The sequence below is a fragment of the [Mycoplasma] phocae genome, from assembly GCF_003332325.1.
Lineage (GTDB): Bacteria > Bacillota_I > Bacilli_A > Mycoplasmatales > Metamycoplasmataceae > Metamycoplasma > Metamycoplasma phocae.
Genome location: NZ_CP029295.1, coordinates 770287 through 793078 on the forward strand (window position 1 = coordinate 770287; position 22792 = coordinate 793078).

Here is a 22792-nt window from a genome sequence, read left to right on the forward strand (position 1 = left end):
GGAGAACGAATGTCTGTAGATTTAAAAAAAATTAAGGAATTAAGGGAAAGAACTAACTCAGGATTCCTAGACTGTAAAAATGCTTTAGAAGCAACTAATAATGATGTTGAACAAGCAATTGATTGACTAAAAGAAAAAGGAATTTTAAAAGCTGCCAAAAAAGCAGGTAGAATTGCTGCTGATGGTATTGTAAAAGAATATGTTAAAGATAATGTAGCTATTATGTTTGAACTTAATTGTGAAACTGATTTTGTTGCTAAAAATAACATGTTTATGGAATTGTCTGACAAAATATCAAAAGCTTTAGTTGACCAAAAATTTGAAAGTGCTGAGGATCTAAAAAATCTAAAAATGGAAGGATTAACCATTGAAGAACACTGCAATGAATTAACAGCAAAAATTGGTGAAAAAGTTGCTTTTAGAAGAGCAACAAGATTTGAAGCTAAAGAAGGCGAAGTTGTTGCTGGATATACCCACGCTAATAATAAAGTTGCTTCAATTTTAATCGCTAAAGGATCTAACCAAGAAGCTTTAAGACAATTAGCAATGCACGTTGCTGCTCTTAACCCAGCTCACATTTTTGAATCTTGTCTACCAAAAGGCGAATTGACAATGATTTACAAAAAAATTGATAGTGATCCAAAACTTTTAAACAAACCAGAAAAAATTCAAAATTCAATGAAAGCTGGAATGTTAAGAAAAGAAATGAATGAAAAAGGAGTTTTATTATTCCAACCTTTTGTTATGGATGAATCTAAAACTGTTGCTCAATTTCTAGAAGATAGTAAATTAGAACTAATTTATTCAAAGAGATTTGAAGTAGGAGAAGGAATCGAAAAAAACGTTGTTGACTTTGCTGCTGAAGTAGCAGAACAAATGAAACACTAAAAATTTCAAATAATCCCTTAAAATAGGGATTTTTTTTAATTCCATTTTAACTATTTATATAATTTTGACATTTTTTATTAAACTTATATATAATTATTTATGTTAAAAATAAAATAAATGAAAGGCCTTAACAATGAAAAAAAATACAAAAATATGAATATCATTAGCGGCAATTGCTACTCCAATTGTCCTTCCATTAGTAGCTGCATCATGTGGCAATAAAAACACAGCAGAAGAAATGAAAGAAAAAACAGATCCTAAAACTGATGGAGAAAATCGATACAAAAATGTTCCAAAAAGTTTACTTGAAAGTGTTAAAAATAACTTTGGAATTATGTATTCAGAAAAATTAATTAATGAAAAAGCGAATGTTACAAGTAATTCAGTTTTAGAAAAAATTAAATCAAAGGCCGATAATTTAAATGAAATTTCTAGAATCCTTGAACCTTATGCATATGTAAATTTTGATAATATTGATACCACCAAATTTAAATATGAATTAGATCTTAAAAAAACAAAAGCTACTTCAGGAGTACTACATTTGATATTTAAGGTTACTCCACTTACAGGGAATACTAATATTTCTCTTTCGTCAGAATTTGATTTAATCGATTTTCAAAAAGATCTTTCAAACGCGGCAACACATAATATTGCCGGCATGATATTTTCAGAAACAGTAACTAGCTCAGGCGAGGAAATAACTGGACCGATGTTAGTTGCTGGACTTAAAGAATTAACTTCAAAACCAGTCAAAGAACAACTTGCATATCTAAAAAAATATATTACTATATCTGGAGATTACGATTCAAATGCTTATGATCTTAAATTACATCCAGAATATATTCATGACCATGGTTTAACAAATGTCCACATGAAAGTTTCATATAAAGCTAAAAACGAAAGTCAATGAAAAGAAATAATCTTCTTTGTTTACGGTTTTGATGCTAAAAATAAAAGTGATGTTTTTGGTTTAAAAGTTAATGAAAAGTCAAAAAGAATTACTTCTATTGATTTACTAGCAAAATTAAAAAATTTAAATACATGAAATGAACAATTAGCAGTTCTTCAAGAATATTTTAACTTTACTGAAAGTGATAGTTTTAAATATTATGATTACGAAATCAATAAAGAAAAATCAATTGTCCCTTATCAAAAAATTGAAGATGAAGATGAACAAAAAGATCAAGATAAAAAACAACCAATTCTTGATAGCAAATCGCTTAACTTAGTTGTTAATAAAATTGATAAATTTGATAAAACTAAAAAAGTTGAAATTAATTTTGAAATTAAAGGATTAGATATAATTAAAGCTATTGGATACTTAGAATTTGAAGAATTGGGATATGGAACTGAAGAGTTTAGTGGAACATATTACAGAGTTGGATATTCTTCACTAAAAAATTATTTAGAATCAGAAGGATTTAAAAGAATATCAGCTAAAGAACAAATAGATAATCTTATAGTTAAATTGAATGAAGGAATAGATCCTGAAGAAGGCCAGCCCGCAAGAATTATTGAAAATTTAGTATCTAAATATGATATGAAAATTAATCCAAAATTCATTGTAAAACGTGGAAATATTTATCCAGATCATATTGTTACATTTACATTTGAAATTACTGATAAAACCACAAATAAGACAACAAAGCAAAAAGTACAAGTGCCAGGTTTTGATTTTTACAAGGAATTGCGTGATAAGGAAGTTAATTAATATTTAATTTTAAAAATTCTAGCTTATTAGTATGAGCTAGATTTTTTATTAATTTTTAATATGAAAATTAAAAAATAGTATAAAAATTATAAATACTAAAAATAGAAAACAGCATTGCCAATTAAGATCTCAACAATTTATAGAAAATAGATGTAATAGCAAGAGAATATAAAATTAGAATTTAAACGAAACATATGAAAAAAAATAATATTAGTTTTTTTAAGTTTAAAGAAAAAATTAGTAATTTTTACTAATAGTAGAAATAATTTTGCAATTTAGCATAAATTTAATTTTGTCGACAATGAGAAGATGAAGTGATCATATTAGCTAATAGTGCTTTTATAAATTTTTATAAAATAAAATTTGATAAATAAAAATCATCTGTTTAATTCAAACAAATGATTTATTTTTTAAATTCCTTTTTCATTGATGATTTCAATTAGAAATAGTAGATAGTATAAGTTTCTTGTTAGAACTGAGAAATCTTTTCTTTGAACTGGAACAATTAAATCAATTTTATTTATGTCCTTTTCTTCAACATCATTTAAATAAACAAATTTAACTGGTAGTCTAAATTTCCTTACAAGAGCCTTAAATTTACTTATAGTAGCTTGTTTATCTTTATCTTCGATATTCTTCGGCATTTTGATAACAATGTTTTCTTTATCTCAACTATTATGTTCATCAATTTTAGGTGTGAATACAAGTTGATAGTTTTCTGCTATATCATCAAAAGAGTTTTCATTGTCAAATAAGTAAAATACATTCATTTTGCTATTTTCTAAATATTTATCAGCAAAAGTCATTAGCATTGCTACCATTGGGTCGTAATATTTTTCAATACCAAATTTCTTAATTTTGCTTGTTGATTTTGATTTTAAATTACCAAATGATAATTTTAGGTAATCTTGATTAAAATTGTTTCACATTATTTTGTTATTATTTTTTGAAAGTTGGTTATCTCTTTTAATATCACATACAAAAAGATTATCGCTTTTGTTTTTATATTTTAAGAATCCAGTATCTTCTTTAATTAACTGAATTTTGTGATAACGTGGAGACGCTTCATCAATTACATCATCTTCATAATTAAAAGTTCTATCTAGACTACTGAACTCCTTAATTTTCATATCAATAATATGATTTGATTTTAAAATTGCGTCTGAAATTTTATATATTAATCTTAACCCTCTTATTTTATTAATGGTTTTTAGATAAATAAATGCTTTTCCTAAAACAATATTTCTAGTTTCAGTATTACCGAAAAGATTTTCTTCAATTTTTTCAAGATCAAATGTATATTCAAGGTATGAATCATAATTATAATGACGATAAATGAAAAAACTATTGTAAGCGCCTGATAGAAGAAAATCTTTAGCTGCTTTACTATTAATTTTCTCTCAAATTTTAGGGTCGGCATCTGATATTTCAATTAGGTCAAGTTTTATGTCTTTAACTTTCTCTGTTCGGTCATGTTGATATCAATCACTTAATACATATTGCATCATTAATATTCTTTGAACTGCTGCAAATTCAGTGCCTAAAAGTAATATATTTTGATAAGTGCTTTTTTTGGTAAATTGTTCTGAAATTCTTTCAAGTGTAACTAATTTAATTTTTATATCATTAATCTCAAAAGCTAAAATATTGCCGTCTTCTTTTAAATTTTTTACACTTTCCTGTTGGCGAATAAAGTTTAGAAATTGTTTTTTACTTTCATTTTTTGTTTCTGTAAAGCAAAAATTAAGATCATTGGGCAGTCTACTAATTAGACCTTCTTTTGCAAAAACATAACTTCCTTTTAAGATAATTTGTACATTTTTGTCATACATGTTGTTGAATTTTTCAATCATTTGGTCGATTACTTCTATAGTGGTTTCAATTTGTGTATACATATTTTATTTTGTCCATTCTTGTTATTAAAATAAGCATTGTAGCTTGTTTATAAAACATAAGATATATTTTTATTTTTTTGTTAATTAATTTTGAGAAATTTAAGTTTATCACTAGGATATTTTTAATATAGCATATTTAAAGTGGCAATCAATTTAAGGGTTGTTATTTTCTCTAATTTAATTAGATTATCATGGGTTTTGATTGCTAATTTTAAATATGCTATTTGATTTTAAATTATAAATTTTATGCATGTTCATATCCTTATTAGTTATCATTTTAACACTTAATAAGCAATTAATTTTAAAAATATACTATTTTTAGTTACTTTTTTAAAATTTTTAATTTGTCTTTAAAAATATTATGTTGCTAATGGTTTGAAATTTATTAAAATTGAATTAGATACTAAACTTTAATAAGTGATAGATTTTAATGGCTTTTCAATAATTTCATTCAATTTATTGTGTTATTTAGAAGAATAAATAGTATCCTTATAAATATAAAGTGAAAGGAAAATTATGAAATTATATGATTTGATTGAACCCTATAATCGTGGGTATTTAAAAGTTGATGAAATTCATGATATTTACTATGAAGAAGTGGGTAATCCTAATGGTCTTCCAATTCTTTTTATTCATGGTGGACCGGGCGGTGGAATTTCTGAATCTAATCGACAATATTTTGATCCAAAAATTTATCGTGTTATTTTATTTGACCAAAGGGGTTGCGGCAAAAGTACCCCAAGTGCTTGCATTCAAAAAAATACAACAGCGCACTTAGTTGATGATATTGAGAGACTAAGAGAAAAGTTGAATATTGATAAATTTATTTTATTTGGCGGTTCATGGGGTTCGGCATTAGGATTAATTTATGCAATTAATTATCCTAAACGAGTTGCCGCTATGATTTTGAGAGGTGTATTCTTAGCTCGAGAAGAAGATGACAGATGATTATATCAAGAAGGGGCATCATATTTCTTTCCGGAGGATTATGAAGAATTTATTTCAATTTGTTCGAAATCAAAAAGATCAAATATTATTTCGGCCTATCATGAACTTTTAAATTCAGAGAATACTGAAATTGCTGAAAAAGCCGCTTATCATTGGGCGAAATGAGAATTAGGTTTAATTACATTAAATAAATTACCGATGATTGAAGAAATTTTAGCTGATAAAAAAGCTAACTTAGAACTAGCAAAATTGGAAAATCATTATTTCTATAATCATGTATTTTTAGAAGATCGAAATTATATTTTAAATAATGTAGATAAAATTAAGAATATCAAAACAATTATTGTTCATGGTCGTTATGATATGGATTGCCGTCCAGTGGGCGCTTATCTTCTACATAAAGTTATGTCAAATTCTGAACTTAGAATTATTGATGAATCAGGACATTCAAGTAAAGAACCAAAAATTGCTGAGGCACTTGTAGATGCTTGTGAAGATCTTAAATTATATTTTAATAAAAATTAGTTTGCATTAAATTACTCGTGATGCAACTTTTTTTGCTTTATTTTTTAGTTTATAACTTTATTAAAATATTATTACTATGTTTATATATAATAAATAAAACAAACAATAAGGAGACACATGGCAACTTCAATTCAAAATGTGGCAAAAAAATTAAAATTAACAGAGGGACAAGTAGCAAATACCTTAAATCTACTACAAGACGGAGCGACAATCCCATTTATTTCTCGTTACCGGAAAAATATAACTGGTGGATTAGATGAGGATATGGTGGCTAAAATTAGTGATTTCTATATCTATGACGTAGAATTAGAAAAAAGAAAAGAATATGTTTTAACTATTTTGCAAGAGAAGCAATTATTAACTGATGAACTTAAAAATAAAATAGCAAATGCAGAAACAAAACAAGAAGTTGAAAATATTTATGAACCATTTAAAATTGGCAAAAAAACTAAAGCATCTGATGCTATTGCTATGGGTTTAGAGCCATTGGCTAGAATGATTATGGAAAATGAAGATGATAAGTTTAATATGTATCATGAAGCTCGTAAATATTTTAACGATAAACTAAAAACCGAAGAAGAAGTTTTAGCACAAACAAAATTTATTATTGCGCAAATTGTCTCACAGGATATTAGGACAAGAGAATTTATTAAATCACAATTATACAATTATGGAACTATTACAACCAAATTGAAAAAAAATGCCGAAGATGAAAAAAAGGTTTTTGAGCAATATTACGATTATCATGAAAAAGTTTCTAGAATTCCTAACCACAGAATTTTAGCGATTTCACGGGGCGAAGAGAAAAAAATAATTTCTTATGATATTGTTTATAATGAAAAAATCGTTATTTTTCATTTAAATCGCATGTTTTTTAAAAATAAGAGAACAGCAAAATTGGTTCAAGAGTGTATTCTTGATGCTTTAAATCGTTTATTAATACCTTCAATTATCCGAGAAATTAAAAACGACTTATTTGACAGAGCTGAAGATGAAGCAATCAAAGTTTTTGCTTCAAATTTAGAGAAAATGCTACTATGACCAGCAACTAAGGATAAAAGAATTCTTGCAATTGACCCAGCTTTTAGTAATGGTTGTAAACTAGCAATGCTTGATGAAAATGGAAATTTTTTGGAAAAAGGTATTATTTATCCTCACAGTCATAATAAAGAAGAATGATTTAACGCTGTAAAAACCGTTAATGACTTTATTTCAAAATATAAAGTTGATTTGATTGTAATTGGTAATGGAACTGCTAGCCGGGAAACTGAAGAGTTTATAGGCAAATTATTAAATCACCGAAAGAAAAATGATCAATATGCAAATGAAAATATTAAATTTGCCATCGTTAGTGAAGTTGGAGCGTCAGTTTATTCAGCTTCTAAACTTGCGCAAGAAGAATTTGGCGATTTAAGTGTTGAATATCGTTCTGCAATTAATATTGGAAGAAGATTCCAAGATCCACTAAATGAATTAATTAAAATTGATCCCAAATCATTAGGTGTGGGACAATACCAACATGATGTTGACCAAAAACGTTTAGGTCAAGAACTTGATTATAAAATTAATAAAGTTGTTAACCTAGTTGGTGTGGATTTAAATACTGCAACAAAACACATTTTGTCATATATTTCTGGACTTTCAAATTCAATTGCAGAAAATATTATTGAATATCGAAATGAAAAGGGCAATTTCAGTTCAAGAAATCAACTTAAAGAAGTTAAGGGTCTTGGACCAAAAGCGTATGAGCAATCAGTTGGTTTTTTAAGAATTCATGATTCTAAAAAATTTTATGATAAGACTAATATTCACCCAGAGAGTTATGAATTAGCTGATAAAATTGTTGATTATTTAAAAATTGATTTACAAAATATTGATAAAAAAGCACTGGAAAATGCTGATCGTGACGAAATTGTTAAATCACTAAATATGAATAAATATGATGTAGATTTAATTATTGATTCGCTAATTGCACCAGAAAAAGATATTCGGGGCGATAAAAACGGTTTCTTAGTTTCTGATAAAGTATTAACAATAAATGATATTCAGGTTGGACAGCAAATAATCGGTCAAATTCAAAATGTTACCGATTTTGGAGTTTTTGCTTTTATTGGTTTAAAGGAAAATGTGTTAATTCACATCACTAACATGAAACAATATGAAGGGCAACGTATAGAGCATCCATTAGATGTAGTTAGTGTTGGCGATAATTTATTAATTAAAATTATTGATATCGACAAAGAAAGAAATCGAATTCAGGGTAAAATTCTTTGAGAATAGTTAAAAATAGGAAATAAATTACAAATTTTAGCTTTTATTTCCGGAACTGTTAAAATTAATTTATAATAAATATACTATTTTTAAATCACTTGATTAAAAAGGGTTGGCCAAAAGGTCGACCCTTTTGAAATAAAAATAGTTAAAACTGCTACAAATATTAAACTTAAAAAGGAGATAATATGAATGAATCAAATCTTAACTCAAAAGACTTTTTTATCGAAATGTACAATCTTTCAAAAATCAAAAATATTGATGAAAACAAAGTTTTTGATTTAATTAAAAAGGCTATTTCTAAAATTATTTTAGAAGAATACGATGAAAGTGCTGAATTAGAATTTATTTTAGATAATAAAAATCTTAATTTTAAAGTTATTAATCACAAAAAAACTGTTATTGATGACCCAAAAAGCCACAAAGATGTTGATAACATTAGTCGTTGTATTGAAGTGCCAATTAGTATTGCTAAAAAAATTGATCCTAATGTTGAAGTTAATGATGACATTTCTGAAGAAATTAATTTTGATGATTTTCAAAAAAGAGATTATGTAAGAATATCATCTGCATTTTTTCAGTATCTAAAAGAATTAGAACATCAAATGATTTATGCTAAGTATTTAAATAAAATTGGTGAAGTTGTAAAGGCTAAAATTAATTACCTAACTAAAAGTGGAATTATTCTAGAATTAACAGATGGAGCTGCCGCTTATATGCCACCATCAAGTACTAATGCTCGAATTACAAGTAAACTAAAACCTGGTGATCTAATTGATGTTTATATTGAAGAAGTAAAAGAAGAGAGCAAAAACGCTCAAGTTATCGTTTCTTCAGTTGAATCAAAATTACTAAACAAATTATTTGCGCAAGAAGTACCAGAAGTTGCAAATGGATTTATTGAAATTGTTAAAATTGCAAGAATTCCTGGTGAAAGATCAAAAGTTGCTATTAGAAAAACTGAATTAGCTCCAGTTGGATTGCAAGAAATTGGATGCATTATGGGAGATCATTCGCATAGAATTAATGCTATTTCTGCTTTACTTGGTGGCGAAAAAATAGATGTTATCTTATATTCAGATGATCCCAAAGAATTTATTATTAATGCAATGAACCCATCAAAAGTTATTGATGTTATTTCAAATGATAGTGGAAGAAAATCAATATATCCTTCTTATTATGTAATTGTTCCAAATACCCAACATACATTAGCAATTGGTCGAAAAGGCCAAAATGTTAGTTTAGCTTCAGAGTTAACTCGGATGAAACTAGATATATTAAGTCAAAAACAAGCAATTGAAAATAATATTCCATTCAATATTGAAAATGGTAATGTTACTGAAGAAGAAATTAAACAACTTGAATTAGGCAAAAGACTTCAATCTAATTACAAAAGAAGACCTAATAGAACTTCGAGTGGAATGCTAGAAAATACATTTGACATTAATGAATTTGATGAAGATCTAGCTGAAATGAGACAAAAAGCACAACAAAATGATGATATTTTTGAAAAACAAATGTTTTCGGGTTCTTTTGATGAACAACTTGAAGAAACACTAAGCAAATTTGAAAAAGATCTTTCAAATGAAAGTCATGAATTAAAAGATGAAGATGTTTACTCAGATTTAATTGAAAACATAATGAATAATAAATTAGATTATGAAAAAATTACATCGACAAAAATGAAAGACTTTAAAAAAGACGATGACTTGGCAGTTGGTTTAGATGATATTGATTTGAGTGATTTAGATGATGAAAATTGATAGAAAATATAATCGTAAGTCAATAGTAGATTCAAAAATTTATGATATTAATATGTTAATTAAATTTGTCAAAAATAAAAATGGAATTATTAGTTTTGACAAAAATAAAAATATGCCTGGTCGTGGCGCATATTGTTTATTAGATGAGGATCAAATTAATATTTTATTTAGAAAAAAGCTATTGAACAAAGCATTTAAGCAAAACATTAATGTAGAAGTTTATAATAATTTAGAAGGAGAGGTGATTGAATGAATAAAAACAGTAAAAGAAAATCAAATGTAGATTCATTAAAAGAGCATTTAAGCAATACAGAAACAAAACTACAGGACGGGATATTTAAATTTACAGGACCGTTAACTGTTTCAGAGTTTTCAAGCAAAATTGGTAAAAGTGTAAATGAGATTTTACTTCATTATTTTAAAAATGGTATTATCAAAACAATTAATAGTACATTAAACGAAGAAGAAATTGCAGAACTATGTTTACACTATAATTATGATTTCAAAAAAGAAGAAAATATTGACGCACAAAATATTTTTGATAAATTAGATATGGTGGTAGATGATCCTAACGATTTAGTTAATAGAGCACCAATTATAACAATTATGGGACATGTTGACCATGGTAAGACCACACTAATTGATTCAATTCGCAAAAGCAATGTTTTAGATACTGAATTTGGCGGTATTACTCAACACACCAGTGCATATCAAGTTGAGTATAACAAGCGAAAAATTACTTTTTTAGATACTCCTGGTCATGAGGCTTTTACTGAAATGCGTTCACGTGGAGCAAAAGTGACTGACATTGTAGTAATTGTTGTAGCAGCTGATGATGGAATTAAACCGCAAACAATAGAAGCAATTGAGCATGCTAAAGCTGCCAAAGTTCCAATTATTATTTTTGTTAATAAAATGGATAAATCAACAGCCGATCCAGAAAAAATAAAAAGTCAATTAAGTGAGCATGATATTTTATGTGAAGAATGAGGGGGGCATTACCAATTTATTTATGGTTCTGCTTTCACTAATGAAAACATTGATAATTTATTAGAGGCAATTTTTCTACAATCAGACATATTAGATTTAAAAGCTAATTTAAACCGTGATCCAATTGGAACAATTATTGAATCTAAAATTGATAAGGGTCGTGGTGTTGTGTCTACGGTTATTGTTCAAAATGGAACTCTACTTCCAAGGGATTTTATTGTTGCTGGAAGTCAATATGGTAAAATCCGTAGTTTAGTTGATATGGATGGTAAGCCACTTGCCAAAGCTATTCCTGGCACACCATGTGTTATTAGTGGACTGAACAAAAATCCACAATCAGGTGACCGTTTTGTTGCCTTAAGTGATGAAAAATTTGCTAAAAAATTAGCAGAACAAAAAGGTTACTTAGACAAACAAAAAGAACTAAATGAAAAAAATACATTTTCATTCCATGAGGGGATGAAAACCGTAAACGTCATTATTAAAACTGATGTTCAAGGAACAGCCGAAGCTATTAAGCAAACTATTCAAAAAATCAAAAATGATGAAGTGGCAGTAAATGTTATAAGTGCGAGAGCTGGCGAATTAACAAAGTCAGATATTCTTCTAGCTGAAACTTCACTTTCAAGAATTTATGTATTTAATAATAATATTAGTACAGAAATGAAAAAACTTGCTAGTTCAAAAGGTATTAAGTTAGTTAAGCACAATGTTATTTATAAAATAGTGGAAGAGTTAGAATCACTAATCACAACATTAAAAGAACCGGTCTATGAAGAAAAATTAATTGGTAGCGCACAAGTAATAAAATTATTTTTCTACTCTAAAGTTGGAACAATAGCTGGATGTATAGTAACATCAGGTCAAGTTAAGGAATTTTCAAAAGTAGAAATAATTAGAAGAAATAAAGTTATCTTTAAAGGACAAATTGATTCCCTAAAAAGGGAAAAAAATGATGTAAAAGTTGTCGAAAAAGGCTTTGATTTTGGTACTCATATCAAAGAATTTGATAAAATTGAATTAGATGACGAATTAAAATTTTATGAGGATGTATTAGTATAATGAACAAGATTAATCACGAAAGAAAAACCCAACTATTACTTGAATTAGTGGGTAATAGTTTTTATGAACTAAAAGATTTTGATGTAACTAATGTTGCTATCAATGACGTAATTTTATCTGGCGATGGTTCACATGCCAAGATTTATGTTACTTTGTTTAAAAATCAATCAAGATATTTAGAAAAATTAGTTGCAATGTCACCATTTATTCGTTCAGTTGTAGCAAAAAGCTGAAAATATAAGAAATTACCTGAAATTGTCTTTTTGATTGATGAAGTTGAGACTAATGCTCAAAAAATTGAGCAAATTCTTGAAGATATTAAAAAATAAGGATTATTAAACAATGAATAATAATTTTGATGCTATTGTTATTGGCGGAGGACATGCCGGAATTGAAGCTGTCTACGCCCTAGCAAAGCGAAATTTTAGTGTTGCTCTTATTACTTTAAATACCAAGAAAATTGCGATGCTTCCATGTAATCCTTCAATCGGTGGATCGGCAAAAGGAATAATAACTAGAGAAATTGATGCTCTCGGTGGAGTGCAAGCATTTTTTGCCGATAAGGCAATGATTCAAATTAAAATGCTAAACACCTCAAAAGGTCCAGCAGTGTGATCATTAAGAGCACAAATCGATAAGGATAAATATAGTGAAATTATCCATGATGATATTATTAAAAACCCTAATATTACTTTAATTGAGGATGAAGTTTTTGATATTATTGTGGAAAATAGTATTTGCAAAGGTGTTAAAAGTGTTGCAAATGGCGACATTTTTGCAAAAGTCGTAATTATGACCACGGGTGTTTATATGAATTCGCGAATTTTGAGGGGAGACACCATTAAATATGATGGACCTGATGGCGAAAAAACTAATGCTACATTATCAAAAAGTTTAGAAAAATATGGTTTCGAACTTTTAAGATTAAAAACAGGAACGCCATGTCGAATTTATACTGATAGTATTGATTTTTCAAAAGTTGAAAAGGAAATTCTTGATAAAAATGAGTTGTCTTTTTCAAAGAAAAGTCAAATCAAATTAGATGAACAAACATGCTGTTATTTAACACATACAACTCCAAAAACTAAAGAAATAATTTTAAGAAATTTAGATAAAAGTTCGCTTTACTCTGGAATTATTCAAGGAATTGGACCGAGATACTGCCCAAGTGTGGAAGATAAGATTGTGCGTTTTACCGAAAAAGAAACTCATCATATCTTTTTTGAACCTGAAACATCACGTGGCGACATAATGTATATTAATGGTCTTTCAACATCGATGCCAGAAGATGTTCAAGATGAAATGATTGCTTCTATACCGGGTTTAGAGAATGCACGGGTACAAAAATATGGTTATGCCATTGAATATGATGCTATAAACCCAATTAGCTTATATAAATCACTTGAATCGAAAATTATTTCTAATTTCTTCTCAGCGGGACAACCCAATGGAACAAGTGGTTATGAAGAAGCAGCAGCTCAAGGTTTAATCGCCGGAATTAATGCGGCTAATAAACTTGATAATATGCCGGCAATGGAAATTAAACGAAGTGATGGCTACATTGGCGTGTTAATTGATGATATAGTTACTAAAGGAACTAGCGAACCATATCGTATGCTAACTAGTCGTGCTGAATATCGTCTTCTGCTAAGAAATGATAATGCTGACGAAAGATTAAGTGATTATGCTTATCAAAATAAAATGATCACAAAATCTGAATATGATAAAATCAAAGAAAAACAAGCATATATTCAAAAAACTATAGAAGAACTAAAAAATAAATTCGTATCATCAAAAGGTTTTTTGGCTGAAAAATACCAAATTAGTAACGGAATTTCATATTTAAAACTGCTGTCAAATCCAGCCGTTGATCCAGTTGATATTCTAGGCGAAGATTTTCCTTTTATTGAAGAAATAACAATTCAAGTGAGACTCTTTGGTTATCTTAAAAAACAAGAGAGTGCTGCTGAAAAAATGCTAAGATTAGAAGCTTTAAAAATTCCAATGGATTTAGATTACTATCAAGTTGAAAATTTAGCAACAGAAGCAAAACAAAAGCTAACAATGATAAAACCAACAACTATCGGCCAAGCTTCAAGAATTAGCGGAATTAATCCTGCTGATATTCAAATGCTTATTTTTCATCTAAATAATAGAAGATAGATAAATGAAAATTAATATTATTGCTGTTGGTTCTTTAACTAAAGAATATCAGAGCCTTTATAATTCGTATATAAAAAAAATTTCCTTTTTTGCTCAAATTAACTTAATTGAAATAAAGGAAGTTGCTTCTGATAACATTAATTTAAAAATCGAAAAAGAAACAAAATTAATTTTAGATAAAATTCCTAAAAATTCTAAAGTTATTTATTTATCCATAAAAGGTAATCAAATGACAAGTGAGAATTTTTCAGAAATTTTAGTCGAGAATAATTTGACATTTATAATCGGTGGTAGTAATGGCGTTAATGAAAACTACTTTGATAAAAAAATTTCATTTTCACAAATGACATTTCCGCACCAATTGTTTAGAATACTATTAGTTGAACAAATCTATCGCGGCTTAAGTATTCAAAAAAATATCAAATATCACAAATAAAAATCATCACAATTAACGTAGATGATTTTTTATTAGATAAAAATTTAGTGAATATAAAAAATATTTTAAACTAAGTTATTTTTGTGTTTAAAACTAAGATTAGGCATCTTACTTTATGGTTCATTCACTAGTTATATAGTATAATAACTTAAAATAAAATACAAAAGGAATTATTATGAAAAAGAAAAATATTAAGTGATGAATTGCTTTACCTGTAGCAATTACTACACTACCATTACTTGCTGCGGCTTGTGGAAACACTAGTGGCAAAGAAATGGACAAAAAACCATCTCCAAATATTCCTGATATGAATGGTGAAACAAAACCAAACCCTAATAATAGTGGAAATGGTGGCCAAAATCAAGGTGGCAATGGCGGAAATAACAATATGACCCCTCCAAAGCCCGATGATAAAAACAATCAAGGTGACAAAGGTGACAATAATAATAGGCCACCTAAACCAAATGATGATTCGGTGCAACGTGAAAAAGAGCGATTAGAAAAAGAAAAACAAGAACAGGAAAAACGCGAAAAAGAGCGTTTAGAAAAAGAAAGAATTGAACGAGAAAAACAGGAACAGGAAAAGCGTGAAAGAGAAAGCCCGGAAATACAAAAAAAAGTTAGAAAAATTCAATATTTATCACTTTTTGAATTAATATATTTAGGCATAAATGATATTGCTAATAGTGAAGGATCTAAGATATTTAGTAATCCAGAACCCTTCAAGAAATTTAAAAATATCGATGAATCCAAATTTATTTTAAGTAAAATCAGAAGAGGTAATTCAATACAAGATTTTGCTGAGTTGTACAATAAAGAACTATCTAGAAATAAATTTCCGGAAAGTGAATTAAGTAAAATGATAATTGATAGTGTTGTCAATAAGAAAATGAATCCCATAGACTTAGGTGATAATTTTATAAACGAATACATAAAATATATTTCTGGTGAAAATCAAAATTTCGGAGAAATAATTTTAAATTTATTCGTGGCACAAACACCAGAAATTAGTAATAATCTCGTTTTTTTCACACTATTATTGGAATATTCAAATAACAATTTTTCTTCATTTTCAAAGCCTCAAACAAATAGCGAATATTATATTTTATCATTTAAAAAATATTGAGAAACTCTAGCATATCTTAAGAATAATGATTTTTATAATTATCCATATTTATATTATATTAGAAGAAATTTGAAGGATTATAATTTGGAAGATGGTAAAAAAAATCCATTATTTGCAAAAAGAAAATATAAGGATTTAGCAAAAGAAGTGTTTACTATTTTAGACGGAGCCATTAATAATAAAATTTCATTAACACAAGAACAAATATCAAAAATTAATGAATTAGTAAAAAAAATAGAATCTTAATTGTTTAAAAAATAAAATTCAAATTGAGGTGAATGCCGTTATAAGAATTTTATTTTTTATTTTATGTTCATTAATTGAAATTATTTATTACATTAAGCACTTTAATAGTGCTATTTATTTATGTCATTTGCTAGTTATTATAGTATAATAACTTAAAATAAAATACAAAAGGAATTACTATGAAAAACAAAAATTTTAAGTGATGAATTGCTTTACCTGTAGCAATTACTACACTACCATTAATTGCTGCTGCCTGTGGAAACACTAGTGGCAAAGAAATGGATAAGAAACCATCTCCAAATATTCCTGATATGAATAGTGAAACAAAACCAAATCCTGATAATAGTGGAAATGGTGGAAACAACAATATGACTCCTCCAAAGCCCGATGATAAAAACAATCAAGGTGACAAAGGTGACAATAATAATACGTCACCTAAACCAAATGATGAATCAGAGCAAAGCGAAAAAGAGCGTCAAGAAAGAGAGAGACTTGAACGCGAAAGGTTTGAAAAAGAACGTTTAGAAAAAGAAAAACGTGATAAAGAACGTCAAGAAAAAGAAGAGAAGGAAAAACTTGAACGTGAAAAACAAGAACAAGATAAGCGTGAAAGACAAAGAAAAGAGAGAGAAATTCGATATTTATCGTTATATGATATTTTATATCTAAGAGTAATCGGTATTACTACTAGTATTCAAAGTCTTAAATCCTATGAAAATATAAAAGAATCTATGTCAATTATCGAACAAATAAGAAGTGAATTTTCTGCTATGGACTTTGTTGAATTGTATAGAGAAGTATATCTAAAAAAAATTCCAGAAGCGAGTCCATTCGTTAAAAAAATTGTCGAAAATGTATTAAATGGAGTATTAAAACCAATTGATTTAGGAAAAGAATTTATAAATAAATTTAAAGAATACATAAATAGTAATGAAAAAAACACAGAGTTTGAAGATATAATAACGAAATTACTTCTAGATAATCCAGTTGATGGGAGATATTATCCATTTATTTTTTTATTAGAGTATACAAGTAGTAGCTTTACTAATTTTTCAAATCCTTCAGAAAATTCGGAATACTATATTTCATTATTTAAAAAGTATTGAGACCAATTAATTTCACTTAAAAATTCTGATTTTTTAAATTATCAATATTTATATTATTTAAAAAAATCCTTATCAAATTACAATAATGATAAAGCAAATAAATTCTATAATAATAGACAAAATGTGGAAATTTCACTGGCAATAGAAAAAATAATTGACAAAGCAATTTCAAATAAATCCTTATTATCCGAAATGGATGTACAGGAAATTAATACATTATTTAAAAAAGCGGAAGGTTTAATAAAATATTAAAATTTAAATTTTCATACTATAACAGATTACATTAGTTTAATAAATTCAATTGTTTAATTTATATATTTTTTTCACATTATGTATATGCATAGTGTGGAATTTTTATATAAATAACATTAAAATCTTTTGTGTTTTTAAATATTCAAATTAACAAATAAAATTTTAGTTAAAAATAATTTTAATTCAGTATATCTACTATGCCTTAAATAAATATCATAAATAAAAATGATTGTTACTAATGCTAATTTTTTAATATTATAAAAGTCTTGTCAATTGAGTTATATTTTTGATAAGGACTCAGACTAAATGTCTTATTTTATGTGCCACTTGCTAGTTATATAGTTTAATTTCTTAAAATAAAATACAAAAACTATGAAAAAGAAAAATTTTAAGTGATGAATTGCTTTACCTGTAGCAATTACTACACTACCATTAATTGCCGCAGCTTGTGGAAATACTAGCGGCAAAGAAATGGATAAAAAACCATCTCCAAATATTCCTGATATGAATAGTGAAACAAAACCAAATCCTGATAATAGTGGAAATGGTGGTCAAAGTCAAGGCGGCAATGGTGGAAACAACAATATGACTCCTCCAAAGCCCGATGATAAAAACAACCAAGGTAATAATAATATGTCACCTAAACCAAATAATGAATCGATGCAACGCGAAAAAGAGTGCCAAGAGAGAGACTTGAAAAAGAGCGTTTAGAGCAAGAAAAACGTGATAGAGAACGTCAAGAAAAAGAAAGAATCGAACGCGAAAGATTAGAAAAGGAAAAAATCTAAAGGCAAAGAAAAGAGCGAGAAATTCAATATCTGTCATTATATGATATTTTATATCTAAGAGTAATCGGTATTACTACTAGTATTCGAAATCTTAAATCCTATGAAAATATAAAAGAATCTATGTCAATTATCGAACAAATAAGAAGTGAATTTTCTGCTATGGACTTTGTTGAATTGTATAGAGAAGTATATCTAAAAAAAATCCAGAAGCGAGTCCATTCGTTAAAAAAAATGTCGAAAATGTATCAAATGGAGTATTAAAACCAATTGATTTAGGAAAAGAATTTATAAGTAAATTTGAAGAATACATAAGTAATGATACAAAAAATAATGAGTTTGAAGATATTGTAATGGATTTAATTGAAGATAAGCTTGATGGAAAGCATTATTCATTTATTTTTTTACTAGAAAATACAAACAATGGTTTTACTAATTTTTCAAATCCACAAACAAATAGTGAATATTATATTTTGTTACTTCAAAAATATTAAGAAACTCTAGTCCTCTTAAAAATAATAATTTTTATGATTACCCCCTATTTGTATTATATGAGAAAAAATTTGATAAATTATAATTCAACTGATAATAGAAACCCACGATTTGCAGAAAGAAAAAATGTGCATTTAGCAAATGAATTGTTCATTATTATAAATGGCAGCATTAATAATAAAATTTCTTTAACACAAGAACAAATATCAGAAATTAATGAATTAGTAAAAAATATAAAACCTTAATTCCCTAAAAAATAAAATTCAAATTGCGATGAATGTTGTTATAAGAATTTTATTTTTTATTTTTTATTTTATGTTCATTAATTGAAATTATTTATTTAATAGTACTATTTATTATTTCATTTGTTAGTTATATAGTATAATCCATTAATAAATACAAAAGGAATAATATGAAAAAGAAAAATTTTAAATGATGAATTGCTTTGCCTGTGGCAATTACCGCAGTACCATTAATTGCTGCGGCTTGTGGAAACACTAGTGGCAAAGGAATGGATGAAAAAATAACAGATCCTAATAAAAATGGAAATAGTGGACAAAACGAAGGTGGCAATGGTGGAAACAACAATATGACTCCACCAAATCCTGATAATGGAAACAATCAAGGTAATAATAATACGTTGCCTAAACCAAATGACGAAGAATCACAACGTGAAAAAGAACGTCTAGAAAAAGAAAAATTTGAAAAACTTGAGAGAAAAGTTCAATATTTATCACTTCATGAATTATTATATTCAAGTATAAGTGATATTGCCGAAAATATGCTAAATGAAATATTTGATAATCAAGATGCCTTTAAAAAAATTAAAACTATTGATGAATCTAAATTTATTTTAAGTAAAATAAAAAGAGATAAATCAATACAGGATTTTGTTGAATTATATAATGAAGAATTATCTAAAAATGAATCTCCAGAAAATGAATTAATTAAAATGATATTTAATAATGTTGCCAATGAAAAAAAGAATCCAATCGAGCTAGGTGATAATTTTGTAAATGAATACACAAAATTTATTGCTGGTAACAATCCGAATTTTGGTAAAGTAATTTTAAATTTATTTTTTCCAGAAACGGAAGAAGTTAGTGACAATCTTATTTTCTTTGCATTATTATTATTAGAATATTCAAATAGTAACTTTTCTTTATCTTCAGACGAAAAAACAAATAGTGAACATTATATTTTGTTGTTTAAAAACTATTGAGAAACTCTAGTTTCTCTTAAAAATAATGATTTTTATAGTTATCAATATTTATATGTTTTAAGAAGAAATTTAATGAATTATAATTTGAAAAATAGTACTAAAAATCCATTATTTGCACAAAGAAAAAATGAAGACATATCAAATCACCTAAAGGCTATTATTGATAAAGTTATTGAAGATAAATCTTCATTAACAAAAGAACAAGTAGATCAAATTAATGGTCTATTAAATGCTGCAAAATTAAATTAGTGATCGAAAATTAATTAAGCAAATTTAGTATTGGATCTACATTGTGCGAAATCATAATGTAGATTTTTTTATTCTTTAATTTAGGCTTTTTATATTTATTATGGTTTATTAGCAAAAATAATATGTGTTTATTTAGTTTCCCAATTTATTAAGATTAAATTTATGGAAATAAAAAACACTCCTTTTTTAGAAGCGTTTTTGACTTAGATATTTTTATGCTACGGTTTTTTCCATTTCGTTAGTAATATTTCTTTTTCAATTAGTCTTTCAAGCTACGACTTCAAATATAATTAAACGAATAAAATCAATTGAATAGAAAATGAAAAATGCTAATTCTAAAGACAATGATCTTGAAGTGTTACGTAGTGGAATAACGATGGCAAAACCAATTAAAATTAATCATAAAAATGAAAGTCATTGAGCAGATAATATGGTAAATGATGCTATATTATTTCTTCCACCTGCTCTTGGTAAGGCAGCTGAAGTGTAGAATCAACATCACATTGGATTAAACGCTAGAAATGTAAAACAGCAAAGTAAAAAAGTATTTTTAAAAGTATTTTTTGTTAATAGTTTAGCATTTTCGACTCAACTATCATATGCCGAGAATTGTCCTACTTTTGGAATACCATTAAGTCTAATATAATCTATTATTTGTTGATTTTGAATTGGATTTTCGTTAAAGATGTTAGTAATATATTCTTTTTCTTTTGCATTATAGAATAGATTATGAACGCCATCAATAGTTCCCCTAGATGTGCTAGGTGAATAGGCAATTGCTAAAACTATAAATAGCATTAATGTTGACATAAGGATTCCAGCAATCATGTGAAATCCCTTTAAGGCATGTGAATGCTTTTCTGCCTCTTCGAAATTATTATCTCCTAATTTGCTTGCCACAAAAAACGATACATTACTTGAGCAAACACTAGTGATAGCAGAAGCGACAGCTGATAAGCTTTCAACTAACCCTAAGATGGTTACTCCATTTATTCTCATTCATCTCTCACCAATTCCCGATCCTTCTATCATATTATCAGGAAAAGTTTTGCTTCAAATAACCATTCTAAGTGGTATTGTTACCATTGCTGCAATTGTAATTATCATTGCTAAACTTCTTTTTAGAATTTGTTTTGCAATTACTTTGGAGATATGAAATAGTTTTAGTAAATTAATAAAAATTTTTCTATCTTTGAAATAAGTTAGTAATTCATCACTCATTAAACAAACACATGCCCCAATGATTGATCCGACAGCAGCATAATATGCTGGTTTTTTAAGTCCAAGTAGGAAAATAGCATTAAAGGCTGCGTTTACTAGTAATGTTAGTGTTGCTGAAATCATTGCATATTTTGAATGTCCAGTTTCATTTAGCAACATATTAGTGTTAAAGTTGAATGATGTAATAATTCAAGAAATTGTAATTAATCATAAATAACTCATTGATTGACTAAGTGTGTTATCATCAATTTTTTGATTTCCGATAATTTGAATCATTTGTCTACCGGCGGCTCAGGACGGTATTGCAAAGGCTATTGCAACAAACAAATGCATTCAAATCCGGAGATTCATAATTTGTTTTACTTTATCATAATCTTTTTTGCCGTAATATTGCCCTACAAACATTGCCGCAATTCCTTGAATAGCAAAAAATACTGTGTATAAAATACCAGTATAGGTGTTGGCATATGTTAAGGCGTCAATCCCACCCGTGATATTAGTAACCATGAAGTTATCTAAAAATCCATTTAAACAAAATAAAATTTCCCCAATAACAATTGGCATTGTTTTGGCAAAGTATAATTTCCAATCTGTTCTACTTTGTGGGAAAATACGCCTTATAATGTTTTTGTGAATTTTGATTGAATTCATTATCACCTCATTATAAGTTTCATATTTTTTCTTTTATATCTTTAATTGTTAGTTTATCATCTAAATTTAAATTGTTAATTTGTTTAATTAATTCTCGTTTGCTTGATAAATCCTTAATTCATTTTTCGATTTCCTCTGGGTGTGATGCTACATGTAGCATTTTTAATACATCATCATAAGAGTACTTGTGTAATTCTTTTAAAATACTTCTTTCATTTAGTTCGATTAAATATTTTTTTCTTCTATCATTTGCTCGAAGGTTTTTTAATGAATTAGCATATAGTCAATAACCCACGAAAGATGCGATTGCACCATTTTTGTTAGTTAATGAATTTTTTAGATATTTATCATTTGTGTTTTGAATAACAATTTTTGTTTTAGTGAAATAGTCTCTATTAAAAAATTTTCCAGTTAATTTTGACAGTGATACTGTAGTTTTTTCAATTAGGGGTTCAACTTTATTTTCAGGAAACAATCTCTTAATACATTTATTTTCTAGGACTGGATTATGTCCAATAAAAGTTACATTTTTTATATTTATTTTTTGATTAATATTATTAATGTCTTGCAAAATTCGTTTTCTAATAATTGTTCAGATTGAATTAATGGTAGTATGCTTTTTAAAGTTAATAATGAAAGTTTTAACTTTAAAAACACTTCTATCATCTAAAAGGCCTAATGTATATGCATAGGGTGTCCCACTGGGAACATTTATTAATTTTGCAAATGGATTAGTTATTGCCTCAAAATCAATATATACATAGTTTGGATTCATATTATAGTATTACAT

Annotated in this window: 19 protein-coding genes; 16 read left to right on the plus strand and 3 right to left on the minus strand. The window is 27.2% G+C overall.

What is annotated here, in order from left to right:
- Window positions 1-9: 9 nt before the first annotated feature.
- Window positions 10-888: a translation elongation factor Ts gene (gene tsf, locus DA803_RS03120; protein ID WP_114191151.1), complete on the plus strand. Its 879-nt coding sequence runs from the start codon at window positions 10-12 to the stop codon at window positions 886-888.
- A 133-nt stretch (window positions 889-1021) separates the two neighbouring features.
- Complete coding sequence (locus DA803_RS06720) at window positions 1022-2599, plus strand: variable surface lipoprotein (protein ID WP_114191152.1); 1578 nt, start codon at window positions 1022-1024, stop codon at window positions 2597-2599.
- 410 nt (window positions 2600-3009) lie between these two features.
- Here DA803_RS06720 and DA803_RS06725 read toward each other — a convergent pair whose 3' ends face one another.
- A complete protein-coding gene (locus tag DA803_RS06725) occupies window positions 3010-4494 on the minus strand; it encodes a hypothetical protein (RefSeq protein WP_114191153.1) in 1485 nt (494 codons plus the stop codon).
- 516 nt (window positions 4495-5010) lie between these two features.
- Here DA803_RS06725 and pip point away from each other — a divergent pair.
- From pip to DA803_RS03200, 14 genes are all read left to right on the plus strand, one after another.
- Window positions 5011-5967, plus strand: a complete 957-nt coding sequence (pip, locus tag DA803_RS06730) for a prolyl aminopeptidase (RefSeq protein WP_114191154.1) — start codon at window positions 5011-5013, stop codon at window positions 5965-5967.
- Between the two features lie 117 nt (window positions 5968-6084).
- Complete coding sequence (locus tag DA803_RS03140) at window positions 6085-8247, plus strand: helix-hairpin-helix domain-containing protein (RefSeq protein ID WP_114191155.1); 2163 nt, start codon at window positions 6085-6087, stop codon at window positions 8245-8247.
- Window positions 8248-8426: 179 nt separating this feature from the next.
- On the plus strand, window positions 8427-10004 hold the full coding sequence (gene nusA / locus DA803_RS03145) for a transcription termination factor NusA (RefSeq protein WP_114191156.1): 1578 nt from the start codon (window positions 8427-8429) through the stop codon (window positions 10002-10004).
- Complete coding sequence (locus tag DA803_RS03150) at window positions 9988-10284, plus strand: YlxR family protein (protein ID WP_277869734.1); 297 nt, start codon at window positions 9988-9990, stop codon at window positions 10282-10284. The genes nusA and DA803_RS03150 overlap by 17 nt, the downstream gene beginning before the upstream one ends.
- Window positions 10251-12053 (plus strand): translation initiation factor IF-2, encoded by a 1803-nt coding sequence (gene infB / locus DA803_RS06735; RefSeq protein ID WP_114191158.1) that lies wholly within the window; start codon window positions 10251-10253, stop codon window positions 12051-12053. The genes DA803_RS03150 and infB overlap by 34 nt, the downstream gene beginning before the upstream one ends.
- Entirely contained in the window at window positions 12053-12382 is a 330-nt protein-coding gene (gene rbfA, locus DA803_RS03160) for a 30S ribosome-binding factor RbfA (RefSeq protein WP_114191159.1), read from the plus strand. The genes infB and rbfA overlap by 1 nt, the downstream gene beginning before the upstream one ends.
- Before the next feature lie 13 nt (window positions 12383-12395).
- Window positions 12396-14216, plus strand: a complete 1821-nt coding sequence (gene mnmG, locus DA803_RS03165; RefSeq protein WP_114191160.1) for a tRNA uridine-5-carboxymethylaminomethyl(34) synthesis enzyme MnmG — start codon at window positions 12396-12398, stop codon at window positions 14214-14216.
- 4 nt (window positions 14217-14220) lie between these two features.
- Window positions 14221-14652 (plus strand): 23S rRNA (pseudouridine(1915)-N(3))-methyltransferase RlmH, encoded by a 432-nt coding sequence (locus DA803_RS03170; RefSeq protein WP_114191161.1) that lies wholly within the window; start codon window positions 14221-14223, stop codon window positions 14650-14652.
- 175 nt (window positions 14653-14827) lie between these two features.
- Window positions 14828-16024, plus strand: a complete 1197-nt coding sequence (locus DA803_RS03175; RefSeq protein ID WP_114191162.1) for a hypothetical protein — start codon at window positions 14828-14830, stop codon at window positions 16022-16024.
- Window positions 16025-16203: 179 nt separating this feature from the next.
- On the plus strand, window positions 16204-17382 hold the full coding sequence (locus tag DA803_RS03295) for a hypothetical protein (RefSeq protein WP_145960829.1): 1179 nt from the start codon (window positions 16204-16206) through the stop codon (window positions 17380-17382).
- A gap of 372 nt (window positions 17383-17754) precedes the next feature.
- The gene (locus DA803_RS03190; protein ID WP_114191165.1) at window positions 17755-18093 is read left to right on the plus strand and encodes a hypothetical protein; all 339 of its coding nucleotides are present in this window, start codon (window positions 17755-17757) and stop codon (window positions 18091-18093) included.
- Between the two features lie 427 nt (window positions 18094-18520).
- Entirely contained in the window at window positions 18521-18661 is a 141-nt protein-coding gene (locus tag DA803_RS03360; protein ID WP_170120277.1) for a hypothetical protein, read from the plus strand.
- A 69-nt stretch (window positions 18662-18730) separates the two neighbouring features.
- On the plus strand, window positions 18731-18904 hold the full coding sequence (locus DA803_RS03365) for a hypothetical protein (protein WP_170120278.1): 174 nt from the start codon (window positions 18731-18733) through the stop codon (window positions 18902-18904).
- Window positions 18905-19071: 167 nt separating this feature from the next.
- Window positions 19072-20130, plus strand: a complete 1059-nt coding sequence (locus DA803_RS03200) for a hypothetical protein (RefSeq protein ID WP_114191167.1) — start codon at window positions 19072-19074, stop codon at window positions 20128-20130.
- Between the two features lie 213 nt (window positions 20131-20343).
- Here the strand turns inward: DA803_RS03200 and DA803_RS03205 are convergent, their stop codons facing one another.
- Complete coding sequence (locus DA803_RS03205) at window positions 20344-22002, minus strand: MATE family efflux transporter (RefSeq protein ID WP_114191168.1); 1659 nt, start codon at window positions 22000-22002, stop codon at window positions 20344-20346.
- A 10-nt stretch (window positions 22003-22012) separates the two neighbouring features.
- Complete coding sequence (locus tag DA803_RS06740; RefSeq protein WP_114191169.1) at window positions 22013-22777, minus strand: DUF2779 domain-containing protein; 765 nt, start codon at window positions 22775-22777, stop codon at window positions 22013-22015.
- Window positions 22778-22792: the final 15 nt, after the last annotated feature.